Genomic DNA, 16,600 nt, shown 5'->3' on the forward strand with positions numbered 1-16,600 from the left:
GGAATCGTGTTGAATTATCTTGATATGTCTTGATTTGTGCGGGAAACTGGTCCGAAATGCGAAGGGAGACCGCGGTGGCGACGACTGAGAGTTTTCTGGTCCCGGACGTGCCGGACCTCGATACGGACACTTTCGGTCCCGATTCCGGGGCGGTCGCGCTCACCGGTCCGACCCACGACATCGACGGAGACGGCGTCCTCGACACCCAGACCTTCGACGCGGGCGACGCCGTCGTCATCGCCTCCGACCTCGACTCGGACGGCGACGCAGACCATCTGACGATGATCCACGAGGACGGCGCGTACGCGTCTTGGGAGTTTCGCCGCGACGGCGACGGCGTCGTGCACTGGCAGCAGACCGATGGTGGGACTCTCGGTAACGGCTGAACACCTCCGAAATCCGCACTGCAGACGCGGGAAAGGCCCCTGGTAGCTCTACTGAATCGTTTCTGTGACCATTCCAACCGCACCCGATTCCCCGAGACGGGACTCGCGGCGTTAACCTCTAGGGATAGGACACCCGGCGCCCGCGTCTTCCATGTGGCATGGACGGCCTGGCTGGACCCCGCCGAGAGGGGAAATCGGACCGTCTGGCACTCGCTGCGAGGTTCTCTCAGCGGACGGCAGATGGTCCGGTTCCGGCTCACCCCAGGAGAGTTTGATGACCTCAGCGACCATTCCCGGTCTGAACGGAACTGACGGCACGCCCCCCACGGAGCACAGTGAGCTGCTCGCCTGGGTTCGAGAGGTTGCCGAACTCACTCAGCCCGACCGCGTCGTCTTCGCCGACGGCTCGGACGCCGAATGGGATCGACTGACCGAGCAGCTCGTCGAGGCCGGCACGTTCACGCGACTCAACGACGAGAAGAAGCCGAATTCGTTCGTCGGCAACTCCGACCCGTCGGACGTCGCACGCGTCGAGTCCCGCACCTACATCTGCTCGCGAGAGGAGATCGACGCCGGGCCCACCAACAACTGGATGGACCCGACCGAGATGCGGTCGCTCATGACCGACCTCTACCGCGGCAGCATGCGCGGACGCACCATGTACGTGGTGCCGTTCTGCATGGGTCCCCTCGGTGCCGACGACCCGAAGCTGGGTGTCGAGATCACCGACTCCGAGTACGTCGTCGTGTCGATGCGCATCATGACGCGCATGGGTACCGCCGCGATGGAGAAGCTCGGCACCGACAAGCCGTTCGTGAAGGCACTGCACTCGGTCGGCGCACCTCTCGAAGAGGGCCAGGCCGACGTCCCGTGGCCGTGCAACGACACCAAGTACATCACCCACTTCCCCGAGGATCGCGAGATCTGGAGCTACGGGTCCGGCTACGGCGGAAACGCGCTGCTCGGTAAGAAGTGCTACTCGCTGCGCATCGCGTCGGCGATGGCCCACGACGAGGGCTGGCTGGCCGAGCACATGCTGATCCTCAAGCTGATCTCCCCGGAGGACAAGCCGTACTACATCGCGGCCGCGTTCCCGAGCGCCTGCGGCAAGACCAACCTCGCGATGATCCAGCCGACCATCCCCGGATGGCGCGCCGAGACCCTCGGCGACGACATCGCGTGGATGCGCTTCGGTGAGGACGGCCGCCTGTACGCCGTCAACCCGGAGTACGGCTTCTTCGGCGTCGCGCCGGGCACCAACTACGGGTCGAATCCGAACGCGATGAAGACGCTCGAGGCCGGCAACTCGCTGTACACGAACGTCGCGCAGACCGACGACGGCGACGTCTGGTGGGAGGGTCTCGAAGGCGACCCGCAGCACCTCACCGACTGGAAGGGCAACGAGTGGACGCCCGAGTCGGGGGAGAAGGCCGCGCACCCCAACTCGCGCTACTGCACCCCGATGTCGCAGTGCCCGATCCTCGCGCCCGAGTGGGACGACCCGCAGGGTGTTCCGATCTCCGCGATCCTGTTCGGTGGACGCCGTAAGACCACGGTTCCGCTGGTCAGCGAGTCCTTCGACTGGCAGCACGGCACGTTCCTCGGTGCGACGCTGTCGTCCGAGCAGACCGCTGCCGCCGAGGGTGCCGTGGGCACCGTCCGCCGCGACCCGATGGCCATGATCCCGTTCATCGGCTACAACGCCGGCGACTACCTGAACCACTGGATCAACCTCGGCAAGCACGCGGATTCCGAGAAGCTGCCGAAGATCTTCTACGTCAACTGGTTCCGTCGCGGCGACGACGGCCGCTTCCTGTGGCCCGGTTTCGGCGAGAACTCCCGCGTGCTGAAGTGGATCGTCGACCGCATCGAGCACAAGGCCGGCGCCGAGTCCACCCCGATCGGATTCGTTCCGACCGCAGCCGATCTGGAGCTCGGCGGCCTGGACGTCGACGCCGACGACGTCGACGAGGCGCTGAAGGTTGACGTCGACGAGTGGAAGCAGGAGCTGCCGCTCATCGAGGAATGGTTCGAGTTCCTCGGCGAGAAGGTTCCCTCCGGCATCCGTGACGAGTTCGAGGCCCTGAAGCAGCGCCTGAGCTAGTCCCTCCCCGGTGACCGAATGTCACAGTGGTTCAGTCCGACTGAACCACTGTGACATTCGTCGTTTCAGGGGAGGATTCTGCAGTAAACGCATACCATTCGGTTTGTAAAGCCTCGATTCTCGAAGCTCGCACCCGACGAAAGGATTGCAGATGCAGACAGGGACCAGCAGGGGCATGAAACGACTCGCCGGAGGTGCCGCACTCGCTGCCGCTGCCGCCGCCACCGTAGCCGTCGCAATGCCGGCGACCGCTTCCGCAGCGCCGGAAGTCCAGCCTCCCACCGTGGTGACCGCGGTCGACGGAAACACCCTAGACATCACCGTCACCAACCCCAACGTCTTGAATCTGCTGGACGCCCAGTCCTGCGGTGCCGTGGCATTCGACGCCACCAAGCTGCCCGCCGTCCTCGCCGATCCCGCTGTTGTCCTCGAACCGGGATTCGTCGCGTGGGCCACCAACCCGATCGAGCGCGTCGTCGCGAACGCCGCAGGCAACGCGGTCAAGACGTTCACCACGCCGGAACTTCCCGACGGCGCGTACGCGGTCCTCGGCGAATGCCTGTCGCTGACCACTGTCGCCAACCCCCAGACCACGATGCCGCAGATCGTCCTCGTCGGCGGTCCTCTGGGCGGGATCCAGTTCGGCAGCTAGACCGCAGAAACGGCGACGAGCCGGCGATCTCACACGGTGATCGTCGGCTCGTCCTCTGTCGACAGGGTGAGTATCGCGCGGACCACGTGCGAGCTCCGTTCGAGCCGGGCCTCGAGGTCGCGGAGGGTATGGGCGACACGGGACTCCGCGTAGTCACCGACCAGGTCGACGCTCGCCACCAGGTACGCCTGTCGTGGTCCCAGGTACTCCATGCGCAGAAACGTCACCCGGTCGACCTCGGGCAGCGCCTCGAGCGCCTCGATGCCGGCCTGGCGCAGGGCGGGGGATGCCTCCTCGCCGATCAGGAATCGCCGGTTGCGGTCGATCAGAATCAGCGCGATGACGCCGAGCAGGATCCCGACCAGGATGGAGCCAATTGCGTCGGGGATCGCCGATCCCGTGATCTGGTGCAGCAGAACGCCCAGGAACGCGATGACCAAACCGATGAGCGCCGCGGCGTCCTCCGCGAACACGGCCCGGGTGGTCGGATCGGACGTGCGGAGTGCGTGGGCCAGGACGTCGCGGTCGATGGCGATGGCCTCGGCGCGCAACTGTCGGTACGCCTGCTGGAAGGAGATGGACTCGAGCACGAACGAGACACCGAGCACGACGTATGCGACGGCGAAGTTCGTAGCCGGCTCGGCGTGCACGAGCTCCTGGATGCCGTGCGTGACGGACACCCCCGCGCCCAGCGCGAACAGCCCGAGCGCCGCGAACATCGACCACACGTAGGCCTCGCGCCCGTACCCGAGCGGATGGATGCGGTCCGGCGTGCGCTTGGCCCGCGAATTGGCGATCAGGAGCAGGATCTCGTTGCCCGAGTCGGCCCACGAGTGGGCGGCCTCCGCCACCATCGACGCCGAGCCGGTAACCACGGCGGCGACGGTCTTGGCCAGTGCGATCAGAATGTTCGCGCCGAACGCGAGAACGACGGTGAGTGCACTCTCACCGTCGGCGTCGCGGGTGGTGTCCGGGGTCGATGCGGTCACCCGATCACGCTAACGCCTGTGCGCCTTTCTGGTAGCTGCAGCAACCAGAAAGGCGCACGGGCGGCGAAGCCGCCTACCCCGTGTAGCCGGGCGGCATGAGGACGGACTTGGTCTCGCAGAACGCTTCGAGCCCCTCCGGTCCGTTCTCGCGACCGATGCCGGAGGCCTTGTAGCCGCCGAACGGTGAGCCGGGGTCGAACGCGTACCAGTTGATGGCGTAGGTGCCGGTGCGGATCTGCTTCGCGACGGCGAGACCGTGATCGATATCGGTGGTGTACACCGAGCCGGCGAGTCCGTAGTCGGAGTCGTTGGCGATCTTGATCGCCTCGTCCTCGGAGTCGTAGGGGATCACGGACAGGACGGGTCCGAAGATCTCCTCGCGGGCGATCGTCATCGAGTTGTCGACGTCCGCGAAGATGGTCGGCTCCACGTACCAGCCCTTGTCGAGGCCTTCCGGACGGCCGCCGCCGAGCACCACGCGGGCGCCCTGTTCCTTGCCCTTGGCGATGTAGCCCTCGACGCGGTCGCGTTGCTTCTCGGAGATCAGCGGACCGAGTTGCGCGGCCGGGTCGGACGGATCGCCGACGGTCATGAATCCGGCACCCGCCACGAGGGCGTCCAACACCTCGTCGTAGCGGGAACGCGGGGCGAGGATCCTGGTCTGCGCGACGCATGCCTGCCCGGTGTTCATGAGTCCGGACATCACCAGCATCGGCATCGTGGACGCGAGGTCGGCGTCCTCGAGGATGATGGCCGCCGACTTGCCGCCCAGTTCGAGGGAGCAGCGCTTGAGGTTCTGTGCGGCGATCGCCCCGATCTTGCGGCCCACGGGACTGCTGCCGGTGAACGTGATCTTGTCGATGCCGGGATGCGACACCAGGTATTCGCCGGTCTCGGCGCCGCCGGGCAGGACGGAGATGACACCCTCGGGAACCCCCGCCTCCGCGAAGATCTCGGCGAGAAGGTGCGTGGAGAGCGGGGATTCGGGTGCCGGCTTCAGCAGGACGGTGCAGCCCGCGAGCAGCGCCGGGGACAGCTTGTTGACGGCGAGGAACAGTGGCACGTTCCAGGCGAGGACCGCGGCCACCACACCGACGGGCTCCCGCAGCACCTTCGTCTGCCCGAACGCGCCGGTGCGGGTCTGCTCCCACTCGAACTCGTTCGCGAGACCGGCGTAGAAGTTGAGGGTCGCGAGCGACGGCGTCTGCTGCATCATCCCGACCATCGCGGGCGGCTGACCCATCTCGGACGAGATCAGCGCGTTGAGGGCGTCGCCGCGCTCCTCGATGAGTTTCGCCGCCTTCGCGAGGATCTCGCCGCGCTCGGCGGGAGTGGTCTGCGGCCACGGACCTTCGTCGAATGCCCGCCGGGCCGTGGCGACGGCGTCGTCGATGTCGGCCGGCGACGCGACGGGACAGCTGCCGACGCGTTCCTCGGTTGCCGGGGAGAACACTTCGAGCACCTGATCGGTGGCCGGGGCCACCCACTTGCCGCCGATGTAGAGCTTGTCGTAGTCGGTCATGAGTCCATTCCTCGTGTCGTTCCCCCGGTCAGGAGGCGGTGTCGGTGAAACTGTCGAATCCGTACCGTGCGTGTGGGCCGATCGCCGCGACCTCGAACAGCCCTGTCCCGACGACGGTCTCGCCGCCGTCCTCGAGCCGGAAGCGGGTGAGATTGTCGACGGGGCAGAACATCCGGAGTCCCGGTTCGATCTCGGACGCGCGTTTGCGCAGTCCCTGCACCACGAGTTCGCCCTGCCACATGCCGTGACGCCAATCGGCTTCGAGGCCGTACCCCGTGCCGATACCGATGTAGTTGGGAACCAGCAGGTCGCAGGTGACGGTGACGACCTCGCCGGTCGGGCGGTGGAAACTCAGCGACGCCGACGTGACGTCGCGTGTCCCCGGTTCGAACTTCAGCTCGTGTTCGGGTCGGCCCAGCCATTCGGGTTCGCGGTCGGCGTCCGGCCAGACGCGGACGGCTTCCTCGACGATGCGCCTGCCGAGTTCGTCCTCCTGCAGGACGACGGAGACGGAGTAGTCGTCGAACTGCATCACCGAGTAGATCCAGAAGAAGTTCTGGATCCCGTCGACCGCGCGCCGTCCGGGCGGCTCGGACTCGCCGACGGGGCGCACCCCCCACGACCGGTCGCGGTTGCCGCGCCAGGTGTCGGGGGTGACGGGGCGCCTCTGCCCGTCGATCGTGAGTTCGCCTGCCCAGGTGCCGGTCTGGACGAATCGGCTCGTATCGAACGTGACGCGCTCGAGTTGCCTGCGGAAGTGGCGGGGCTCCAGCGTCGCGGGGATCGCGCCGTCGAAGGTGAGATCGAAGGAGAGGTCGTAGTCGCCGGGCTCGAGCACCACCCGCAAGCGTTGCAGACCCTCGAGGACCTCGACGCGGAACGGACCGACGGTGCTGACGGCGCGGTCGTGACCCAGCGCCGCCGACCCGCGGACGACGATGTGGTCGTCGCCGCGGCGGAGCACCGCGAACGCGTCCGTCACCCCGAGATTGGGGTACTGACCGAGACCGATGATGAGGAAGAGGTCGGACTCGGCCGAGGGATAGCAGTTGAAGTAGTAGCGGTCGTAGAAGTTGCGGTCGGACGTGGCGACGCGCCGGATGGGTTCGGCCACCTGATGGATGGGGTAGTCGTCCATCGGGGAGAGCGGATTTCCCGCGTAGTCGGCGGTCATCGGATCTTCTCCCAGTACGTGCCGTCGAGCATCGCCTCCAGCGACGCGCGGTGCATGATCATGTCGTCCGGGTCCTCCGGAGCGACGGCCTGTCCGAAGTGGATGGCGCGCTCCTGGATCCGCAGCATGATGGTGGCCTGCCGCAGTGCCGCGTAGGCGGTGTAGTACTCGAGATCGCGGGGCGTGTGGCCCGTCAGCTCCTCGTACAGGGCGGCGAGGTCGTCGAGGCGCAGGAAGTCGGGCATCCCGTCGAGTCCGGCGGCCGCGGCGATGTCCTCGAAGAACCGGTGCAGGTACGTCATCCAGCCCAGGTCGAGTTCGCGGGGCCCGAGTGCGACCATCTCCCAGTCGAGTACGGCCACGGGCCGGAAGTCCTCGAACATCATGTTGCCGATACGGGCGTCGCCCCAGCAGAACACGGCGGGGGAGGGGTCGTCCGGGAGGTTCTCCTCCATCCACGCGAAGCCGCGTTCGATCAGCGGGGACCGGGGACCGGACAGCGTCGTCCATTCGTAGTAGTCGCGTTGCTGCCGGATGTGCGCGGCGAGCGCCTCGGTGACGGTGGGACCGGAGCCGGGCAGTCGCAGGAACGCGAACCGCTCCCACGGTCGGTCGATGTCGTGCAGCTGCGCAAGCACATTCACCGCACTGTGCTGCAGCAGCGCGCGCTGCTCCTCGGTCGCCTCCGTCACCCACGACCCGAAGTTGTAGGGCATCACGTCCGGCGGGACCTGCCCGGAGACGCGGGCCATGACGAAGAACGGGGCGCCCAGCGGACCGGGATCGGATTCGGACCAGTAGACGACCGGGACCGGGACGGCGGAGTGTTCCCGGACCTGTGCCATCACCTGGAACTGTCCGTCGAGGTCGTACTCCGGGAAGACGGGCATCGTCGTGTCGGCAGGCGCGACCCGCGCGACCAGTGGGTGAACCTCTCCGGACCAGGTGGCGTCGAACAGGATGGTCTCGCTCGACATGCCGTTGGCGTCGGGGAGGTGGACGTGCGTGACCTCTGGTGCGGCGTCGGCGGGCAATTGGGCGGCGAGCCAGCGTTGCAGCGCGTCTCGCAGCACCTCCGGATCGCGGCGGGAGTCAGTGGGCCGGGCGACTTCGGACGAGTGATCGGAGTCGTCGGCGGATCGGGCAGTGCTCGCGCTCACGGTCACCTCCTCTCCTGAACGTGGTGTGACCCTGAACACTAGAACACGTTACAGAATTTCGGAACAGGTGAGGAGATCCCGCTGCGTCAGCCCTCGTCGACGGCCAGGACTCCCGCCCCGACGAGGGTTCCGGAGGCGCCGAGTTCCGCCGGGACCACCCGCAGATCCGCGACGAACGACAACCGGGCGTGGCGGGCGGCGGCCCTGCGCATCGGGTCCCACAACGCGGGTCCGGCCTGCGCGAATCCGCCACCGATCACCGCGAGATCGACGTCGAGGAGGGCTGCCGCGGACGCGATGGCCTGCCCCAGTGCGGTCCCCGCGCGGTCGAGGGCGGCCACGGCGACGTCGTTCCCGTCCGCGGCGGCCCTCGCCAATTCGACGCCCGTCGTGCCGCGCCATCCCCGGGAGCGGGCCCAGCGCACGGACGAGGGTCCGCTCGCCACCGTCTCCAGACACCCCACCCCGCCGCACGTGCACGGCTCGGTTCCGCCGGGGACCACCAGGTGACCGATGTGACCCGCGTTTCCGGTCCGGCCGGTGGCGATGCGGCCGCCGAGGACCACTCCGCCGCCGATACCGGTGGACACGACCAGGCTCAGCAGGTCGGGGGCACCGCGCCCGGCACCGTGGTGATGCTCGCCGAGAGCGGCGGCGGCACCGTCCATCGCCAGCCTCGCGGGGACGCCGGGAAAAAGTTCCTGCACCAAGCCGACCAGGCCGAATCCGCCCGACCACTCGTCGATGTTGATGGGTGACGCGGTGCCGGCGACCGTGTCGACCGGTCCCGCGCACGCGATGCCGACCGACGTGATCGTCGCCGCTCCCGCAACCTCGCGCAGCAGCGCGGCGCACGCGTCCGCGACGCCGGTCTCCGGCGTGGGGGTGGTCGCCGGATGCGGCACCGTGCCGGCCGCGTCGACGATCCCGGCGGCCATCTTGGTGCCACCGATGTCGAGAGCCAGCGCGACCACGGTCAGTGCTTCCGCAACACGAGAACGAGGTTGCTCACCAGGAACTCCCGCAGTCCGGGGACGCGCACCATCCACCACGCCCAGCGCGGGTGGTAGCGGGGGAAGGCCGCCAGGAAGTCCGCGCCCGGGGCGCGCCGGGCCCACCGAAGTCCGTCGGCCGCACCCACTTTGAACAGCGAGACACCGTAGCGGTTCTTGGGTTCGCGGCCGTTCTTGCGCAGGTAGCGGCGGGCGGCGTACTCACCGCCCAGTACATGCCACGGCCCGGTCTCGTGGCCGCCGAACGGGCCCCACCACAATGTGTAGGACAGCACGATCAGGCCGCCGGGTTTCGTCACCCGGACCATCTCGTCCGCCATTGCCCACGGTTCGCTGACGTGTTCGGCGACATTGGAGGAGAAGCAGATGTCCACCGACGACGTCCGGAACGGCAGCGCCAACCCCGACCCGCGGACCGCGCCGCCCACGGCGAGGCCCGCCGCATGCATCTCGGACGGATCCGGCTCCACCGGGACGTACCGGGCGCCGGCCTGCTGGAACACGTCCGCGAAGTAACCGGGGCCGCCGCCGACGTCCAGGACCGTCGTCCCGGTGAGATCCGAGTCGGTGAGACCGCCGTACAGGTCACCGATCAGTTCGACGGAGTCGCGGGCGAGGGCGCCGTAGAACAGGTCGGGTGCGGTCTGTTCGTGCCGGAAGTCGCTGAGCAGGCCGAACGACCGCTTCAGCGTTGCCCGTCGACCGAATCGCCGGGTCACGGGAGGCGTCGTCACGAGACTGAACCTTAGCGAGTGCAGCCGCCGGGGCCGCAATCCGTTCGCGGTGGCTGCAACATCCGGTGGAACGCGACCGATAGGGTGTTCGGGGACTACAGCGCGGAACGTCCCGCCCCGAGACCACATGTACCGCACCGACCACAGGAGTATATGAACGTGCGAGAGGTTCTGCTGCTCTGCTGGCGCGACACCGGTCACCCGCAGGGCGGCGGCAGTGAGCGGTACCTCGAGGAGGTCGGCGCCCAGCTCGCGGCGCGGGGAATCAAGGTCACCCTCCGCACCGCCGGTTACCGCGGCGCCGCCAAGAAGGAGACCGTCGACGGCATCGAGATCAGCCGGGCGGGCGGACGGTACAGCGTCTACCCCCGCGCCCTCGCCGCGATCGCCGCGGGCCGGCTCGGCTTCGGGCCGCTGCGAGGCATCCGGCCCGACGCCGTCATCGACACCCAGAACGGCATCCCGTTCTTCTCCCGCGTCGTCGCCGGTGCACCCGTGACGCTGCTCGTGCATCACTGTCATCGCGAGCAGTGGCCCGTGGCGGGCCGGTTGATGGGCAAGATCGGCTGGTGGGTGGAATCACGGTTGTCGCCGCGCACCCACCGGGACGACCAGTACCTCACCGTGTCGCTGCCGTCCGCCGACGAACTCGTCGAACTCGGTGTCGAGCGCGAACGGATCGCGGTGGTACGCAACGGCGCCGACGACATTCCTGTCGGCGTGGACATCGGCGGCGCCGACACCCGTACCGTGCACCCCAGTGTGTGCGTCCTGTCCCGGCTGGTGCCGCACAAGCAGATCGAGGACGCCCTCGAGACCGTCGCGGCGTTGCGTCCCACGATCGCCGATGTGCACCTCGACGTCATCGGTGGCGGCTGGTGGGAACAGAATCTCCGCGACCGCGCGCACGAACTGGGCATCGGCGACGCCGTCACGTTCCACGGGCACGTCGACGAAACCCGTAAGCACCAGTTGCTGTCGCAGTCCTGGGTGCACGTCATGCCGTCCCGCAAGGAGGGCTGGGGTCTGGCCGTCATCGAGGCCGCACAGCACGGGGTCCCGACCGTCGGTTACCGCAGCTCCAAGGGGCTGACGGATTCGATCGTCGACGGCGTGACCGGTGTGCTGGTCGGCAGTGCGGAAGCGGCGACGGCCGACGTCGGCGAACTCACCGCGGCCGTCAACACCCTCCTGCTCGACCCCGAGACACGCATGGTCCTCGGGGAGAAGGCGCGGGTCCGCGCGGGTGAGTTCTCCTGGAAGCACACCGGTAACGGCGTCCACGAGGTGCTGGCGGGCACGGCCGCGGGCCTGCGGACGTCAGGGCTGGTGTCGCCGGCGCTGGCGCGTCCGGGCCTCGAGCACGCCCGCGCCGAGTAGACCGCCGGCCAGCAGCAGCGCCCACAGCACGTGGGCCGCGACCACCGTCGCACGCGCGCGGTCGGACGCCTCGTGCCGCGCGACGTCGCCGACGACGCGGTACAGCTCCAGATGCCCGTCCGAGAACTGTCGCTCCAGACCGGCCAGGGTGGTCGCGGATTCGCCGCGCGGCCCGGGCGTGTCGCGCTCGACCAGGACCCACCGGACGCCCAGCGGCGCGAGTTCGGCGGCGGAACCGCCGGTGAGCAGCACCCGTTCCACCTGCTGCGCCCGGGACCCCTCGCCCGTCACCGTGCCACCGGCCACCACCAGCTCGCCCGTCTGCAGCACGTCATCCGGCAGCATCCTCGGGGCGGGGTCCAGAACGGGAGCGGCACCGCTGTAGGAGAACTTGCGGAACATGCCGGTGGGCAGCACGGCGACGTCCCCGCTGTCCGACTCGTGCGCCACCTCGGCGGCCACCTGCTCCCACGACGGCGGATAGTGGACCGGGCGCAGCGCGCCCCCGACGCCCCACGCGAGGTCGGGGAGGGCGAGCAGCACGACCAGGACGGCCGAGACGGACCACGTGCCGGGGCGTCGCAGCACCGCGGCCGCGGCGGCGAGCGCATACAGCGGCGCCGCGAGCGCCACCCACTTCTGCGCGTCCCGGAGCAATCCCGCGCCGGGCACGTTCTGCACCAGCCAGCGGCCGACGTCGAGTCCCCACGCGGTCGCGCCGAGTGCGGGCAGCAGCACCGCCACCAGCGCGAGCGCTGTCAGTGCGGCCACCACGGGATGCCGTCGCCGCCGCCACAGCGCCGGGAGTCCGCACAAGACGACCCCGAGCAGCAGGACCGTTCCGACGAGGGCGAACAGTGTGGTCCGGGTGTCCGGGACGGCGGTCTCGTTCCACACGCCGCCGAGTCCGGCGAGACTGCCCAGCGTCGCCAGCCCCGGCTCGGCGCGCGCCGCGAACGCCGCGACCCCTGCGGGATCGGAGCCGTCCCCGCCGCCGCCGGCCAGTGCCGTGGCCGCCAGCCACGGCGCGCTCGCGACGACGAACAGGCCCAGCGCGCCCGTCACCCGGAGCCACGCGGCCGATCGTCCGCCGAGGAGCGCGAGGACGGCCACCGCCGTCACCGCCGCGAGCAACGCCCCGGTGGGGGTCAGACCGGCCGCGGCGAGGCAGGCCGCGAGGGCGAACCACCCCCGGCGGTGACCCCGTCGAATCGCGACCGCCGCGCACACCGTCCACGGCAGCGCCGCGTACCCGGTCAGCAGGCTCCAGTGCCCCTGCAGCAGTCGCTCGGCGACGTACGGGTTCCACACCGTCACCGTCGCGGCGACGAGCTGCGGTCCGAGCCCCGCCGTCGGCAGGACGGTGCGGACCACCCGGGCGGCACCCCAGCCCGCCGCCCACAGCGCCAGCAGCAGGATCGCCTTCACCACCAGGCCGCCGTCGACGAAAACGCTCAGCGTCGCGAGCAGAGCGTCCTGCGGCACGGCCCGCGCGGCGGCGTCCGTGAGGCCGAGCGCCGAGTCGGTGAGATACGAGCGGGGAGTGCTGACCGCGTCCCGCAACAGCAGATAGCCCGGACCGAGCAGCGGCCCGAGGATCAGCAACGCCAGAAGGAGGCTGTAGACCGGCGCGACGAACGATGCTCGGCGCCGGGCGGTCATGGGCCGTCACGATACGTGGTGCATCGACCCGGCTCGCAGGGCACGTAGTGCATCATGGGGCGCATGCCACGCCAGACCCTCACCAGCTCGGCGGTCGCCGGGGTGACGATGGTGACGGCGGGCTCGATGATCGCGAACATCGCGTCCTACCTGCTGCATCTGCCGGCGAGCCGCTGGCTCGGCCCGGCCGGCTACGGGGAGTTCGCGAGCCTGCTCGCGGCCCAACTCGTCCTCGCCGTCCCCGCTCTCGCGCTGCAGACCGTCGTCGCCCGCGAGGTGGTCCGGGGCAAGGGAGCCCACGCGGTCCGCCTGCTGGGGTACCGCTGCGCGGTGATCGTCGCGGTCGCCGCGATGCTGCTCGCCCCCCTCGTGTCGTGGGCCCTCGACACCGGCATGCTCGCCACGTTCTCGGCGCTCATCACGGCGCCCGTCCTGGTCCTGCTCGCCACCGAGCAGGGACTGCTGCAGGGCGCGGCACGGTTCGGTCCGCTCAGCGTCGTCCTCGCGGCCGCGGGTATCGCGAAGGTCGTACCCGCGGTCGTGGTTCTGGCCGTCGGCGCCGGGCCGGGCCTCGCCCTCGCCGCGAGTGCGGTCGGCACGGGGCTGGTGGCCCTGTGTGCGCGCCTGTTCGCCGATTCCGCGATCACCGGGGAGTCGAGCACCCGGATCGGCGTCGCGGCCGTGCTGAAGGCGTCGCAGGTGCAATTGGCGCTGATCGCGTTGTCGTCGATGGACCTGGTGATCGCCCGGATCGTGCTCAGCAACGACGACGCCGGCCTGTACGCGCTGGGCGCCGTCGCCACCAAGGCCGCGTTCTGGCTGCCGCAGGCCGTCGGGGTGGTGCTCTATCCGCGGATGGCGAATCCCGCGCACTCCGTCCAGGCGATCCGGTCGGCGCTCGCCGTCCTCGTCGGACTCGGTGCGGTCCTCGTCGCGGCCGTCGCGGTGGCCGCCCCCCTCGTCCCGCTCCTGGTCGGCGACGCATACCGGCCCGTCCAGTCGCTGTTGTGGCTGTTCGCGCTCCACGGTGCCTGCCTGGCCGTCCTGCAGGGCGCCCTGCTGTCCGCCATCGCGGGGGAGCGGACGCACCTCGCCGTGATCGCCTGGATCGGCTTCGCCGTCGAGATGACCGGCATGCTGACCCTCGCGTCCACGATCGGGCAGTTCATCGCCGTCGCCGTGACGGTCGCGTCGAGCACCGCACTGGTCGCCAGCGTCCTCGCCGTGCGCAGCGCGCGGCGCGATGCCCCGCGCCCGATGTGACATCCGTTCGGTCCGACGAGCCGCCTGTGGCATCGGGCGACACAGCACAGGCCCCCGGGAACGACGAAGGGGACCTCGGTGCACTACCGCGGTCCCCTTCGCACCGGACTACGTGGCGTCCGGCTCCTTACAGCTAGCGCTCGTCGTACCTGCGCGGATCTTGCACGGGAATCTCTTCCGTCTTGTCCGTGGTCCAGTCGTGCTGCTCGGTGGGAGCCTCCGACTTGTCCAGGTCGACGTGGCGGCCACCGTCGCTCGGCGGGTAGTCGTCGCCAGCGGTGTGCGCGGGCTGCCTGCCCTTGCCGCCGCGCAGACCCAGGACGAGTCCCGCGATCAGTGCGATGACACCGAGGATGCCGGCGATGATCGGCACGGTGCGACCGAACGTGCTGATCTTGTCCATGCCGTCCTTGGCCTGCTGGACCTGGTATTCGATGGTCTGCTCGTTGAACGGCAGTTCCACCTTCAGGACGTCGATCTCCGGCTTGTCCTTGTTGCGGGCGTAGTACTGGTGCAGCTGCTCCTGGCCCTTGACGACGACACCGGTCTCGGGCTCGACCCACAGGTCGCGCACGTTGGTGTACCAGCGGGTCATCGTGACGGGGAGGGTGCCACCGGGGACGCCCCACGCCTCGGCGGGCAGCGTCAGCTTGTTGGTGGGCGAGCTGACCACCTTCGACAAGTCGACCGGATCGATCGTCTGGTTGTAGTGGTACACCTTCAGGCCGTTGATCTCCGTCTCCTCGACGAAGTTGATGTCCTGGGTGGCGCGCGCGTTCAGGTCGAAGTAGGGGTAGCTCTGCTTCTCCGAGTTGAACGGGAACTTGTACTGCAGTCCGTCGCGCGGAACTTCCTCGGCAGGCTGGTTGGGCTGCGTCTGGATGGTGCCCACCGGGTCGTTGGTCGGCATCGACGTCTTGCGGTCGACGGTGTTGCGGTCGACGATCGCGGACAGCAGTCCGGTGTCGCCCTGCTTGTCGGTGCGACGCAGCGTCTGCCCCGCCTGGAGAGTGACGACGTCCGCGTCCGCGGGGTCTTCGGTGGTGACGTAGCGCTGTGACACCAGTGGAACGTTCGTGTTGACTTCGGCCTTGCCTGCGAGAAGAGCCTGCGAGTTGAGCACGCTGCCGGAACCTTCGGCGATCGTGGTCACTTCGAGGTCCAAGGGCGTCTTCTCCAATTTGCCCACCGTGTAGGTGGGAATGAGAATGGCGACGGCCAAGAGGAAGGCACCGAGGCCCACCAGAATGCAAGCAAGTATCCGGCTCGGCCCTGAGCGCTCCGCCATGCTTTCTCTCCTAACCCAATTCTGTCGATTGAGATTCCCCCACCGGCAGCACGGCTGCACGGATCGCATGGAGCCCACATCGACACCACGTGAGGCAAAACACTAACAGTCTCGAATGCGCATTTGCCCCATCGGATAGTAAACGCATCGGCCGTTCGCCAGCGAAGTGACTCGAACGGAGTTTTCCGTCACAGCCCCCGGACCAGGCACACTGTTGGTGATGAGCACCTCGGCCACCACCACGAGCACGACCGCACCGCCGCGCAGTTTCATTCCCGCACTCGAGGGAATGCGCGGTCTCGCGGCGCTGGGGGTGCTCGTGACGCACGTCGCGTTCCAGACCGGTGCGACGCACGTGCCCGTTCTCGGGCGCATCTGGGGACGATTCGATCTGGCGGTGGCGGTCTTCTTCGCGCTGTCCGGATTCCTGTTGTGGCGCAGCCATGCCGGGGCGGCGCGGGGGATGGGCCCCGCCCAGGGAATCGTCCGGTACTGGATCTCGCGGGCGACGCGCATCCTGCCCGCGTACTGGGTCGCCGTGGCGGTGGTGTTGACGTTCCTGCCCACCGCGAACGCGAGTTACCGCACGTGGTGGGCGAATCTCGGTCTCGTGCAGGTGTTCGTGCCCCTTACGCTCACCGACGGTTTGACCCAGATGTGGAGTCTGTCGGTGGAGGTGGCCTTCTACCTGGTGCTTCCGCTGCTGGCGTTCGCGCTGGTCCGGTTGCGGGGTCCGGCTGCGCGGCTGCGGGTTCCGGCGATTCTCGCGTTGATCGCGGTGAGTCTGACGTGGGCATTCGTGCCGGTGTCGACGCCGGGTGGCATTCATCACGACAACTGGTTACCGGGGTACCTGCCCTGGTTCGGAGCCGGGATGTTGCTCGCCGAGCTGGCGGTGAGTCCGCCCGGGCGAATGCACCGCTGGGCGCATCATCGCGTCCGGATGTTTCTCGTCGCCGCAGTGGCATTCGCGCTCACCGCGACCGATCTGGCCGGCCCGGAGGGGCTGGTGCGTCCCGAACCGTGGCAGTACGCCGTCAAGATGGCGCTCGGCGCCGTCATCAGCTTCGCGCTGATGGCCCCGCTGGTGCTGTCCGACACGTCCACCCACCGTTACCTCGCGAGTCCGCTCGCTCTCGCAGTGGGCCGCTGGTCGTACGGCATCTTCATCTGGCACCTCGCGGTGCTGTCGATCGTCTTTCCGGTGTTCGGGCTCGTTCCGTTCACCGGCCACTTCGTCTACATCCTGTTCCTCACGACCGTGATGAGCGTC

At 68.8% G+C, this 16,600-nt stretch carries 13 protein-coding genes and 1 pseudogene; 6 read left to right on the forward strand and 8 right to left on the reverse strand.

Annotation, left to right across the window (positions count from 1 at the left end; genetic code table 11):
• The first annotated feature begins 74 nt into the window (after window positions 1-74).
• The 3 genes from QM693_RS05160 (at window position 75) to QM693_RS05170 (ending at window position 3,142) form a co-directional block, all read left to right on the forward strand.
• Window positions 75-386 carry a DUF6802 family protein gene (locus QM693_RS05160; protein ID WP_280780629.1) on the forward strand — a complete coding sequence of 104 codons (312 nt, stop codon included), beginning with the start codon at window positions 75-77 and terminating at the stop codon, window positions 384-386.
• A gap of 274 nt (window positions 387-660) precedes the next feature.
• Complete coding sequence (locus QM693_RS05165; protein WP_009478209.1) at window positions 661-2,490, forward strand: phosphoenolpyruvate carboxykinase (GTP); 1,830 nt, start codon at window positions 661-663, stop codon at window positions 2,488-2,490.
• 151 nt (window positions 2,491-2,641) lie between these two features.
• Entirely contained in the window at window positions 2,642-3,142 is a 501-nt protein-coding gene (locus tag QM693_RS05170) for a hypothetical protein (protein ID WP_283351619.1), read from the forward strand.
• A 29-nt stretch (window positions 3,143-3,171) separates the two neighbouring features.
• On the opposite strand, the gene QM693_RS05175 is transcribed toward QM693_RS05170, so the two are convergent.
• From QM693_RS05175 to QM693_RS05200, 6 genes are all read right to left on the reverse strand, one after another.
• A complete protein-coding gene (locus QM693_RS05175; protein WP_280780631.1) occupies window positions 3,172-4,131 on the reverse strand; it encodes a cation diffusion facilitator family transporter in 960 nt (319 codons plus the stop codon).
• A 73-nt stretch (window positions 4,132-4,204) separates the two neighbouring features.
• Entirely contained in the window at window positions 4,205-5,653 is a 1,449-nt protein-coding gene (locus tag QM693_RS05180; protein WP_283351620.1) for an aldehyde dehydrogenase, read from the reverse strand.
• Window positions 5,654-5,681: 28 nt separating this feature from the next.
• A complete protein-coding gene (locus tag QM693_RS05185; RefSeq protein WP_283351621.1) occupies window positions 5,682-6,827 on the reverse strand; it encodes an Rv3169 family protein in 1,146 nt (381 codons plus the stop codon).
• Window positions 6,824-7,993: a phosphotransferase family protein gene (locus QM693_RS05190; RefSeq protein WP_283351622.1), complete on the reverse strand. Its 1,170-nt coding sequence runs from the start codon at window positions 7,991-7,993 to the stop codon at window positions 6,824-6,826. Before QM693_RS05190 ends, QM693_RS05185 begins: the two co-directional genes overlap by 4 nt.
• Window positions 7,994-8,073: 80 nt before the next feature.
• Window positions 8,074-8,961: an ROK family protein gene (locus QM693_RS05195; RefSeq protein WP_283351623.1), complete on the reverse strand. Its 888-nt coding sequence runs from the start codon at window positions 8,959-8,961 to the stop codon at window positions 8,074-8,076.
• A 2-nt stretch (window positions 8,962-8,963) separates the two neighbouring features.
• Entirely contained in the window at window positions 8,964-9,719 is a 756-nt protein-coding gene (locus QM693_RS05200; RefSeq protein WP_283351805.1) for a class I SAM-dependent methyltransferase, read from the reverse strand.
• Window positions 9,720-9,893: 174 nt separating this feature from the next.
• Between QM693_RS05200 and QM693_RS05205 the strand changes: the two genes are divergently transcribed.
• A complete protein-coding gene (locus QM693_RS05205) occupies window positions 9,894-11,114 on the forward strand; it encodes a glycosyltransferase family 4 protein (RefSeq protein ID WP_280780861.1) in 1,221 nt (406 codons plus the stop codon).
• Here the strand turns inward: QM693_RS05205 and QM693_RS05210 are convergent.
• Window positions 11,055-12,776, reverse strand: coding sequence for an MmpA family trehalose lipid delivery protein (locus QM693_RS05210; RefSeq protein ID WP_283351624.1), 1,722 nt, complete (start codon window positions 12,774-12,776; stop codon window positions 11,055-11,057). The genes QM693_RS05205 and QM693_RS05210 overlap by 60 nt on opposite strands.
• 54 nt (window positions 12,777-12,830) lie before the next feature.
• Here QM693_RS05210 and QM693_RS05215 point away from each other — a divergent pair, with 54 nt between their 5' ends.
• On the forward strand, window positions 12,831-14,039 hold the full coding sequence (locus tag QM693_RS05215) for a polysaccharide biosynthesis protein (RefSeq protein ID WP_349307482.1): 1,209 nt from the start codon (window positions 12,831-12,833) through the stop codon (window positions 14,037-14,039).
• 133 nt (window positions 14,040-14,172) lie between these two features.
• Here the strand turns inward: QM693_RS05215 and pgfA are convergent, their stop codons facing one another.
• On the reverse strand, window positions 14,173-15,327 hold the full coding sequence (gene pgfA, locus QM693_RS05220; protein WP_280780638.1) for a cell envelope lipid trafficking protein PgfA: 1,155 nt from the start codon (window positions 15,325-15,327) through the stop codon (window positions 14,173-14,175).
• Window positions 15,328-15,547: 220 nt separating this feature from the next.
• On the opposite strand from pgfA, the pseudogene QM693_RS05225 reads away from it, so the two are divergent.
• Window positions 15,548-16,594: pseudogene (locus QM693_RS05225) on the forward strand (acyltransferase family protein); the annotation flags it as partial.
• Between the last annotated feature and the right edge of the window lie 6 nt (window positions 16,595-16,600).

This window comes from Rhodococcus sp. IEGM 1305 (assembly GCF_030058635.1).
Classification (GTDB): domain Bacteria; phylum Actinomycetota; class Actinomycetes; order Mycobacteriales; family Mycobacteriaceae; genus Rhodococcus_F; species Rhodococcus_F opacus_D.